Source organism: Rathayibacter sp. AY1F6 (assembly GCF_002932035.1).
Taxonomy (GTDB): Bacteria; Actinomycetota; Actinomycetes; order Actinomycetales; family Microbacteriaceae; genus Rathayibacter.
Map to the genome: position 1 here is coordinate 17,841 of NZ_PSVD01000030.1, position 10,056 is coordinate 27,896.

Here is a 10,056-nt window from a genome sequence, read left to right on the forward strand (position 1 = left end):
GGCGCGGCCCCGGCCCTGGATGAGGGCCGGGGCCGGATTCTCAGGCGCGGGCGGCCGCGTACTGCTCGCGGATCACAGGGCGGTGGTCCGGCGCGGGCTCGGCCACCGAGGTGACGGTCCACGTCGGACACGATCCGGTCAGCGCCCAGGCGGCCTGCACGGCGGCACCGTCGGCCACGTACTCGCCGGGCGTCGGCACCTGCACGGGCACGTCGAACACCTGCGATGCAGCGAGCTGCACGGCGCGGTTCTGCGCGGCTCCGCCGATGAGGAGGATGCGCCGCGCCTCCACTCCCTGCGCGCGAACGGCGTCGAGCCCGTCGGCCAGTCCGCAGAGCATGCCCTCGATCGCCGCGCGGGCGAGGTTCGGTCGCGTGGTCGAGGCGATGGTCATCCCGTGCAGGCTCGCGGTCGCGTCCGGCAGGTTCGGCGTGCGCTCGCCCTCGAAGTAGGGGACCAGCACGAGGCCGTCGGCACCCGGCTCCGCCTCGAGCGCCAGTGCGGCGAACTCGTCGAAGTCGCTGCCGAGCAGGGTCGCGGTCGAGGCCAGCACGCGCGCGGCGTTGAGCGTCGCGACCAGAGGCAGGAAGCGCCCGCTCGCATCGGCGAAGCCGGCGACGGTCCCGGAGGCGTCGCGCACCGGGTCGTCCGTGACGGCGAAGACGGTGCCGCTCGTGCCGATGCTGACGACCACGTCGCCGGGGCCGGCGCCGAGGCCGAGCGCGGCGCCCGCGTTGTCGCCCGCGCCGGGGCCGACGACGAGTCCGCTCTCGGTGCGGCCCGCCTCCTCCGAGGGGCCGAGCACGCGGGGGAGCAGCGGGCGGTGGCCGAGGGCGCGCTCGAGCAGGTCGAGGTCGTAGCCGTCCGCTCCCCAGTACGAGGTGCCGGACGCGTCCGACCGGTCGGTCGTGAGGGCGTCGAGCTGCGGACCGCGGGCGGAGTCGGGGCCGTAGCCGAGCAGGCGCCAGGTCAGCCAGTCGTGGGGGAGCGCGACGGCGGCGACACGGGCGGCGTTCTCGGGTTCGGCGTCGCGCAGCCAGCGGAGCTTGGTGGCGGTGAAGGAGGCGACCGGCACCGATCCGGTCCGCTCCGCCCAGGCCCCGGCTCCGAGCTCCTCGATGAGCGCGGCGGCGGCGGGCGCGCTGCGGGTGTCGTTCCAGAGCAGAGCGGGGCGGATGACGGCGCCGCTCTCGTCGAGGACGACCATGCCGTGCTGCTGGCCGCCGACCGAGATCGCGGCGACGTCGTCGAGCCCGCCGGCGTCGGCGAGGGCGAGCTGCAGCGCCTCCCACCACGCGGCCGGATCGACCTCGGTGCCGTCCGGGTGGCTCGCCCGGCCGGTGCGCACCACGGCGCCGGTGTCGAGGTCGCGGACGACCACCTTGCAGCTCTGGGTCGACGAGTCGATCCCTGCGACGAGTGTCATCGCTGTCCTCTTTCGTTGGGGGTACGGGTTCGGGCGTCCGGTGCGGAACCGGGCCGGATGCAGGAGAACGGACGAGATCCCGTGCCGGTGCAGGGGATCTCGTCCGTCTCAGGTCGTCCCGCGGCGGACCGCGGGCTCAGGGGGTGCGGGTCAGCCGCGGGCGCCGAGCAGGTGCTCGGTCGCCAGCTGCTGCAGGCGCACGAAGCCGAAGCCCTTGCCGCCGAGGTAGGCGTCGGCGTCGAACGACTCGTACGAGGCGGTGTCCGCGAGCAGGTCGTCGTACGACTCGCCCTCGTTCAGCGTCGGGGTGGAGAGCTCGGCGACCTTCGCGGCGGCCAGCGCCTCCTGCACCTCGGGGTCGGCGCGGAAGGCCGCGGCGCGCTCCTTGAGCAGCAGGTAGGTGCGCATGTTCGCGGCGGCCGAGTCCCAGACTCCGGTCTCGTCCTCGGTGCGCGAGGGCTTGTAGTCGAAGTGGCGCGGGCCGTCGTAGGCCGGGACGCCGCCGGGGCCGCCGTTCTCGAGGAGGTCGACGAGCGAGAACGCGTTGTGCAGGTCGCCGTGGCCGAAGACCAGGTCCTGGTCGTACTTGATGCCGCGCTGGCCGTTGAGGTCGATGTGGAAGAGCTTGCCGTGGTACAGCGCCTGGGCGATGCCGGCGGTGAAGTTCAGGCCCGCCATCTGCTCGTGGCCGACCTCGGGGTTCACGCCGACGAGCTCGGGGCGCTCGAGGGAGTCGATGAACGCGATCGCGTGGCCGAGCGTCGGAAGCAGGATGTCGCCGCGGGGCTCGTTCGGCTTGGGCTCGATGGCGAAGCGGATGTCGTAGCCCTTGTCGGTGACGTAGTCGCCGAGCAGGTTGACGGCCTCGCGGTAGCGCTCGAGCGCGGCGCGGATGTCCTTGGCGGAGTCGTACTCGGCGCCCTCGCGGCCGCCCCACATGACGAACGTCTTCGCGCCCAGCTCGGCGGCGAGGTCGATGTTGCGGAGGACCTTGCGCAGCGCGAAGCGGCGGACGTCGCGGTCGTTCGAGGTGAAGCCGCCGTCCTTGAAGACCGGGGCGCTGAAGAGGTTGGTGGTGACCATCGGCACGATGAGGCCGGTGGACTCCAGCGCGCCCTTGAGGCGGTCGATCTGGGTCTGGCGCTCGGCGTCGGTGGAGCCGAAGGCGAACAGGTCGTCGTCGTGGAAGGTGAGGCCGTACGCGCCGAGCTCGTCGAGCTTCTCGACCGCGTGGACGACGTCGAGCGGCTCGCGGGTCGGGCCACCGAACGGGTCCGTCCCGTTGTAGCCGATGGTCCAGAGGCCGAACGAGAACTTGTCGGCGCGGGTGGGGGTCAGGGACATGGGATCCGAATCCTTTCCGGCGACGTCGCCGAATTGTTGTTGAGCCCAACATATCTCCTGAGGATCGAGAGGCGCAACGAGCGGAAGGCCCGGCGCGTCGCCCTCCGGCCCCATCGCGGGTGCCGCCCGCTCGTGCCGCGGAACCGCTCGCGGAGCGGGCCGGTGCCCGGGGAGGACGTCGCGAGGATCGCTTGCGCAAGCGCTTCGACTGTGCGTACAGTCGCTCCAGCACGACCGGTCGAAGCGCTTCGAAGCTCGACCGCGACCGACGACGACGTCCGGCAGGAGGAGCCATGGCGACCATCCACGACGTGGCCCGCGCTGCCGGAGTCTCGATCAGCACCGTCTCCTACGCCCTCTCCGGCAAGCGCTCGATCGCCGCCTCCACACGGCAGCGCGTCGACGACGCGGTGCGCCAGCTCGGCTACCGGCCCCACGCGGGAGCCCGGATGCTCGCCGGGGCGCGGACCCACATCCTCGCCCTCTCCGCCCCGATGCGCGGCGAGCTGCATCTGCCGACCCACATGCGCTTCGTCACCGAGGTGCTCGAGCGCGCCCGGGAGTCGGACTACGACGTCCTGCTGCTCGTCACCGACGAGGCCTCCAGCGGCATCGGGCGCGTGTCCTCCTCCTCGCTCGTCGACGGCATCGTCCTGATGGGCGTCGACGACGACGACGACCGCGCCGAGCTGATCCGCGCGGCCGGGGTCCCCGCCACCTTCATCGGCGTGCCCGCCGACTCCCACGATCTCGCCTGCGTCGACCTCGACTTCGCCGAGGCCGCCCGCCAGAGCGTCCGCCGGCTCGCCGAGCTGGGCCACCGCTCGCTCGGCCTGCTCGAGCACCCGCAGTCCTACACCGACCGCAACGCCGGCTTCGTCCGCCGCTTCGACGAGGCGTTCCGCGCCGAGGCCGCAGCGCTCGGAGTCGAGATCGCGGTCGAGCGCCCGCACATCGGCCGCCCGAGCGCATCGGCCGCGATCGACGCGATCCTCGCCGCACCCGTCCCGCCGACCGCGCTCGTGCTGCACTGCAACGAGCCCGTGGCGGAGGCGGCGATCGAGCGCGTCCTCGAGCGCGGCCTCTCCGTCCCCGGCGACCTGTCGATCCTGGCGGCCTGCGCCAGCTACGGCGGCGGCGCCCTCCCTGTCCCCACGAGCAGTCTTCCCCTCCCGTTCGACGCGATGTGCCGAGCGGCCGTCGCGCGGACCCTCCAGCAGATCGACTCCGGCCGCACCGTCGGCGTCGAGCTGCTCCCGCCCTCCTACGTCGACCGCGGATCCCTCGCGGTCGCTCCGACCGGCGCTCCGGTGCCGGCGGTCCCGTCCGGCACTCTCGCGCCGGCCTCCCTCTAGTCCTCCACCCTCTTCTCGCCCGCTCCGGCTCTGCGCACTGTCGAAACGCTTCGACACCGCGCCTCCGCGAGAGAGCGCTCCCTGCACCACCTCCGCAGCACCACCGCACCGTTCGAAGGAGAACCACCGCAATGTCGCTCCGATCCCGCTCCGCCTTCCACCGCCCGACCGCCGGTCTCAGCCGGCGCAACCTCCTCGCCGGAGGAGTCGGCCTCAGCGCGATGTTCGCGCTGGCCGCCTGCTCCGGTGGCGGTTCCGACGCCGGCTCCGACGCGCTCTCGACCACGGTCGACGGCGCCGGCCGCACCCTCACGCTCTGGGACTTCGAGACGCCCGACAGCGACCGCGGCATCGCCTGGCTCGCCGCCCGCGACATCTTCACCCAGGAGACGGGGGCCGAGATCGCGTACGAGTTCAAGGCCTTCGAGCAGCTGCGCACCGGCGCCAGCCAGATCTTCAACTCCAACTCGGCGCCCGACGTCGTCGAGTACAACAAGGGCAACGCGACCAGCGGACTCCTCTCGAGCCAGGGCCTGCTCACCAACCTCGACGAGGCGGTCGCGTTCTACGGCTGGGACTCGCTGATCCCCGGCGCGCTGCAGACCACCGCGAAGTACGACGAGAACGGGATCATGGGCTCCGGCTCCTGGTACGGCATCCCCAACTACGGCGAGTTCACCTTCGTCTACTACAACAAGGACGCCTTCGCCGCGAACGGCCTCGAGGTCCCCACCACCTACGAGGAGTTCACGGCCGTCCTCGACGCCTTCGTGGCCAAGGGGATCACCCCGCTGGCCGAGGCCGGCGCCGAGTACCCGCTGCAGCAGCTCTTCTACCAGCTCGCGCTGCTGAAGGCCGACCGCTCCTGGATCACCGACTACCAGACCTACACGGGCGAGGTCGACTTCGAGGACGCGGCCTGGAGCTACGCGGCCGACCAGCTGAAGACCTACGTCGACAAGGGCTACTTCTCGGCCGACGCCTCCGGGCTGAAGGCGGAGGACGCGGGCACGGCGTTCATCTCGGGCGAGTACCCGATCTTCTTCTCGGGCTCCTGGTGGTTCGGCCGCTTCAAGACCGAGATCACCGGATTCGAATGGGACACGTTCCTCTTCCCGGGCGCCGAGTTCACGATGGGCTCCGCCGGCAACCACTGGGTGATCCCGGAGACGGCGAAGAACAAGGACCTCGCCTACAAGTGGATCGACATCACGATGCGACCCGAGATCCAGAACCTCATCGGCAACAACGGAGGCATCCCGCTGGTCGTCGACGAGAGCGCCATCACCGACGAGAAGAGCAAGGCGCTGCTCTCGCAGTGGAAGACGGTCGTCGACGGCGACCAGCTCTCCTTCTACCCCGACTGGCCCACCGCGACCTTCTACGACGACCTGGTCGCCGCCACGCAGGAGCTCATCAACGGCTCCTCCGACGAGTCCGCCATGCTCTCCGACCTCCAGGCCAAGTACGACGACGGAGTCGCCGACATCACGTGACGCGGAAGCGTCACGTGATGTCGGCCACGGCGGCCGGCCCCGCGCCTGCAGGCGCGGAACGGCCGTGGAAGACCTGAGGACGTGACGGCGACCCCTCGAGGGGGTCGCACGAACACCGCCGAGCCTCCACCCCCCCCGCTGGATGCCGCTCCGGTACGCGACACGCCGTCGCCTCCGTACCGGAGCGGCATCCCGCGGCAGCACACCCACGACCCCGTCCGACCTAGGAGTACCCATGACGACGACAGCACCTCGTCGCGCGGAGAGCGCGCCGCCTCCCACGACGCCGCCCCGCGAGAAGCGCTCCGGCGGCTACTGGCTCTACCTGATCCCCGGGTTCGTGCTCTTCACGTTCATCGTGCTGATCCCGCTGATCTGGAACGTCTACATCAGCTTCACGTCCTGGCGCGGCATCAAGCCGCCGATCTTCATCGGCCTCGACAACTGGATCGAGCTGATGGGCGACGACCAGTTCTGGACCTCGTTCCTCAACTCGGTCTACATGATCATCGCGATGGTGATCGTCCCCACGATCCTCGGACTCCTGCTCGCGGCGATCCTCTTCGATCTCGTCGGCAAGAAGTTCGGCGGGCGCCTGGCGAGCTTCCTCCGCGCCACCTACTACCTTCCGCAGATCCTGCCGACCGTCATCGCCGCGATCGTCATCGGCTGGATCCTCCGCCCCGACAACGGCGCGCTGAACTCGATCCTCGAGGCCGTCGGGCTCGGCTCCCTCTCGCACGACTGGCTCGGCAAGCCGGACACCGCGATGCTCTCGATCCTGGTCGTGATGATCTGGGTGCAGCTGGGCTACCCGGTCGTCATCTTCATGGCGGCACTGCAGCGCGTGGACCCCGAGCTCTACGAGGCGGCGGAGCTCGACGGGGCGAACTGGTTCCAGCGCTTCCGCTGGATCACGGTCTCGATCATCCGGCCCGAGATCTTCGTGGTCACCCTCACCTGCACCATCGCCGCGCTGAAGGTCTTCGGCCCGATCTACGCCCTGACCCGCGGCGGCCCCGGCGACTCCACGATCGTCCCCTCCTACTACTCGTACACCGAGTTCTTCCAGAAGCAGCAGGTGGGCTACGGCGCCACCATCGCGACCGCGCTCACGATCGTCATCGTGATCCTCGCCGTGCTGTTCATCCGCGCCCAGGAGCGCGTCGAGCGCAGCGAAGGAGCCCGCTGATGTCGGCCATCGAGACCCTGCCCCTCACCCAGGCCGGCACGCAGGACGCGGACCTCCCGTCCTCCCGTCCCGCCAAGCCCGCGAAGGGCACGACGAAGCGCACCCTCGGCGACTGGGTGATCCTCGCCGTCGCCGTGGTGATCGGGCTCGTGATCATCAGCCCGGTGCTGCTGATCCTGCTCAACTCCTTCAAGACCCCCGCGGAGTACTCGGCGAACGGCCCGCTCGCCTTCCCGACCGGCCTCTCCTTCGACGGCCTCTCGACCTTCTGGAGCCGCGTCGACTTCCCCGAGAAGCTCGGCAACTCGATCCTCATCTCCGGGTCGGTCGCGATCCTCGCCGTCGCCCTCTCGGTGCTGAACGCCTACGCGATCGGCATCGGCCGGGTCCGCGGCCGGAGCTGGATCATCGTCCTGTTCCTGCTGGCGAACATGCTCCCGCAGGAGGCCCTGCTCTACCCGCTGTACTACATGTTCAAAGCGGTCGGGATCTACGACACCCAGCTGTCGGTCATCGTCATCTTCACCGTCATCCAGTCGGCGTTCGGCACCTATCTGCTCTCGAGCGTCTACGGCACCTTCCCGAAGGAGATCCTCGAGGCCGCGGCTCTCGACGGCGCCTCGAAGTGGCAGGTCCTCACACGGGTGATCGTCCCGATCTCGCGGCCCACCCTCTCGGTGCTGATGATCTTCTTCTTCATCTGGACCTGGAACGAGTTCCTCATCCCGCTGGTCTTCCTGGTGAGCGACGCGACGCAGACCGTCCCGATCGCGATCTCGAGCCTCCAGGGCGACAAGATCATGGACGTCACCACGACCAGCGCGAGCGCCCTCCTGGGCCTTCTCCCGACGCTGATCTTCTTCCTGATCTTCCAGCGCACCCTCACCCGCGGCATCACCGCCGGCGCGGTCAAGTAGCCCTCTCTCCCTCCGTCGGCGCCTCCCTCACGGGATCCGCCGGCGCGCCATCGAAAGGCACCCCCATGAAGTTCACCGACGGGTTCTGGCAGACGCGGGCCGGATTCACGCCCCTGTTCGCGCAGGAGGCGTACGACATCCGCACCGACGGCACCTCGCTCGAGGTGATCGCCCCGACCCGGGTCATCCAGGGCCGCGGCGACGTCCTCAACCGGCCGGCGCTCACGGTCACGGTGTCCTCGCCGGCCGAGGGGGTCGCGCGGGTGCGGATCGAGCACTGGCGCGGGACGGCCTCCCGCCCCGGCTTCGAGCTGGCCGAGGGCGACGTCGGAGCGGCGGAGGTGACGGAGTCCGGCGGCGTGCTGCGCACCGGCGACCTCGAGGTCCGGATCAGGCAGGGCGCTCCGTGGTCGCTGGAGTTCTGGGACACCTCGACCGGCACGCGCCTCACCGGGTCCGGGCACAAGGCGCAGGGCTACCTGACCGGACCGGACGGAGCCGCCTACCTGCACGAGCAACTCGACCTCGGCGTCGGCGAGCTGGTCTACGGGCTCGGCGAGCGCTTCGGCCCCTTCGTGAAGAACGGCCAGACGGTGGACGTGTGGAACGCCGACGGCGGCACCTCCTCCGAGCAGGCCTACAAGAACGTCCCGTTCTACCTCTCCAGCCGCGGCTACGGCGTGCTCGTGAACGATCCCGGCCTCGTCTCGTTCGAGATCGGCTCCGAGGCGGTCGAGCGCGTGCAGTTCTCGGTCGGTGGCGAGGCGCTGGAGTACCTGGTGATCCAGGGCCCGACGAAGAAGGACGTGCTGCGGCGCTACACCGGTCTCGCCGGCCGCCCCTCCGTCGTCCCCGCCTGGAGCTACGGGCTCTGGCTGACGACCAGCTTCACCACGAGCTACGACGAGGAGACGGTGAACTCCTTCATCGACGGCTTCGCGGAGCGGGAGCTGCCGCTGTCGGCGTTCCACTTCGACTGCTTCTGGATGCGCGAGTTCCAGTGGACCGACCTCGAGTGGGACCCGCGCACCTTCCCGGACCCCGAGGGGATCCTCGCCCGCCTGCACGAGCGCGGGCTGCACACCTGCGTCTGGATCAATCCGTACATCGCGCAGGCCTCGCCGCTGTTCGCCGAGGGGCGCGAGAAGGGGTACCTGCTCAGAACGGCCTCCGGCGACGTCTGGCAGTGGGACATGTGGGTCGCCGGCATGGCGCTGATCGACTTCACGAATCCGGAGGCGACCTCCTGGTTCCAGGAGAAGCTCCGCGTCCTCGTGCGCCAGGGCGTCGACTCCTTCAAGACCGACTTCGGCGAGCGGATCCCGTCGGAGGGCGTCGTCTGGGCCGACGGGACCGACCCCGAGGCCATGCACAACTGGTACACCCAGCTCTACAACCGCGCGGTGCACGAGGTGCTCGAGCAGGAGCTCGGCGAGGGCCGCGCGGTCCTCTTCGCCCGCAGCGCCACGGTCGGCGGGCAGTCGCTGCCGGTGCACTGGGGCGGGGACAACACCTCCTCCTACGTGTCGATGGCCGAGACCCTGCGCGGAGGCCTCTCGCTCGCCCTGGGCGGGTTCGGCTTCTGGGCGCACGACATCGGCGGGTTCGAGGGCACGCCCAATCCCGGAGTGTTCAAGCGCTGGCTCGCGTTCGGCCTGCTCTCCTCGCATTCTCGGCTGCACGGATCCTCCTCGGTGCGCGTGCCGTGGGCGTTCGACGAGGAGGCCGTGGAGGTCACCCGGCTCTTCACCCGGCTGAAGCTCTCGCTGATGCCCTACCTCTTCGCGGCGGGGGCGGAGGCGGCGAGCACCGGCGTCCCGATCATGCGGCCGATGGCGCTCGAGTTCGAGGACGACCGCAGCGCCGCCCACCTCGACACGCAGTACCTGCTCGGGCACGACCTGCTCGTCGCTCCGGTGTTCACCGAGGACGGCACGGTCGAGTTCTACCTCCCGCGCGGGACGTGGACGAGCTGGTGGACGGGCGAGCGGACCGTCTCGACGGGGGAGTGGCGTCGTGAGGTCCACGGCTTCGACTCGCTGCCGCTGTACGTGCGCGAGGGTGCGGTGATCCCGGTGGGGGCCCGCCAGGACTCGGCCGAGTACGACTACCTCGACGGGCTCGAGCTGAGGGTGTTCCCGGGGCCGGACGGAGCGACGCCGGTCCGGGTCGTCGCGCACGACACGGGGGAGGAGACGGTCTTCACCGTGACGCGCACCGGCGGCCAGGTCTCGGTCGACGGCCCGGCCGGCACCTGGACCTGGGTCGAGGCCTGAGCGGCGCCCTCCTGCTGATCGAGCAGCGGGCGCAGCCCTCCCCTCGAGAC

Annotated in this window: 7 protein-coding genes; 5 read left to right on the top strand and 2 right to left on the bottom strand. The window is 70.5% G+C overall.

The annotated features are described in order from the left end of the window. Window positions 1-40 precede the first annotated feature (40 nt). Both xylB and xylA read right to left on the bottom strand, forming a co-directional pair. Window positions 41-1,426 carry a xylulokinase gene (xylB, locus tag C5C44_RS15675; protein WP_104336166.1) on the bottom strand — a complete coding sequence of 462 codons (1,386 nt, stop codon included), beginning with the start codon at window positions 1,424-1,426 and terminating at the stop codon, window positions 41-43. A gap of 150 nt (window positions 1,427-1,576) precedes the next feature. Beyond that, a complete protein-coding gene (gene xylA / locus C5C44_RS15680) occupies window positions 1,577-2,770 on the bottom strand; it encodes a xylose isomerase (RefSeq protein WP_104224876.1) in 1,194 nt (397 codons plus the stop codon). Between the two features lie 293 nt (window positions 2,771-3,063). Here xylA and C5C44_RS15685 point away from each other — a divergent pair, with 293 nt between their 5' ends. From C5C44_RS15685 to yicI, 5 genes are all read left to right on the top strand, one after another. Beyond that, entirely contained in the window at window positions 3,064-4,125 is a 1,062-nt protein-coding gene (locus C5C44_RS15685; RefSeq protein WP_104336167.1) for a LacI family DNA-binding transcriptional regulator, read from the top strand. A gap of 131 nt (window positions 4,126-4,256) precedes the next feature. Next, window positions 4,257-5,621: an ABC transporter substrate-binding protein gene (locus tag C5C44_RS15690; RefSeq protein ID WP_258060612.1), complete on the top strand. Its 1,365-nt coding sequence runs from the start codon at window positions 4,257-4,259 to the stop codon at window positions 5,619-5,621. Between the two features lie 235 nt (window positions 5,622-5,856). Beyond that, on the top strand, window positions 5,857-6,813 hold the full coding sequence (locus C5C44_RS15695; protein ID WP_104336168.1) for a carbohydrate ABC transporter permease: 957 nt from the start codon (window positions 5,857-5,859) through the stop codon (window positions 6,811-6,813). Beyond that, window positions 6,813-7,730 (top strand): carbohydrate ABC transporter permease, encoded by a 918-nt coding sequence (locus C5C44_RS15700; RefSeq protein ID WP_104269664.1) that lies wholly within the window; start codon window positions 6,813-6,815, stop codon window positions 7,728-7,730. The genes C5C44_RS15695 and C5C44_RS15700 overlap by 1 nt, the downstream gene beginning before the upstream one ends. Window positions 7,731-7,795: 65 nt before the next feature. After that, window positions 7,796-10,006, top strand: coding sequence for an alpha-xylosidase (gene yicI, locus C5C44_RS15705; RefSeq protein ID WP_104336169.1), 2,211 nt, complete (start codon window positions 7,796-7,798; stop codon window positions 10,004-10,006). Window positions 10,007-10,056: the final 50 nt, after the last annotated feature.

Excerpts from the sequence above, each read along its gene's own strand:
- xylB (WP_104336166.1), bottom strand. The coding sequence starts at position 1,426 with ATGACACTCGTCGCAGGGATCGACTCGTCGACCCAGAGCTGCAAGGTG.
- xylA (WP_104224876.1), bottom strand. The coding sequence starts at position 2,770 with ATGTCCCTGACCCCCACCCGCGCCGACAAGTTCTCGTTCGGCCTCTGG.
- C5C44_RS15685 (WP_104336167.1), top strand. The coding sequence starts at position 3,064 with ATGGCGACCATCCACGACGTGGCCCGCGCTGCCGGAGTCTCGATCAGC.
- C5C44_RS15690 (WP_258060612.1), top strand. The coding sequence starts at position 4,257 with ATGTCGCTCCGATCCCGCTCCGCCTTCCACCGCCCGACCGCCGGTCTC.
- C5C44_RS15695 (WP_104336168.1), top strand. The coding sequence starts at position 5,857 with ATGACGACGACAGCACCTCGTCGCGCGGAGAGCGCGCCGCCTCCCACG.
- C5C44_RS15700 (WP_104269664.1), top strand. The coding sequence starts at position 6,813 with ATGTCGGCCATCGAGACCCTGCCCCTCACCCAGGCCGGCACGCAGGAC.
- yicI (WP_104336169.1), top strand. The coding sequence starts at position 7,796 with ATGAAGTTCACCGACGGGTTCTGGCAGACGCGGGCCGGATTCACGCCC.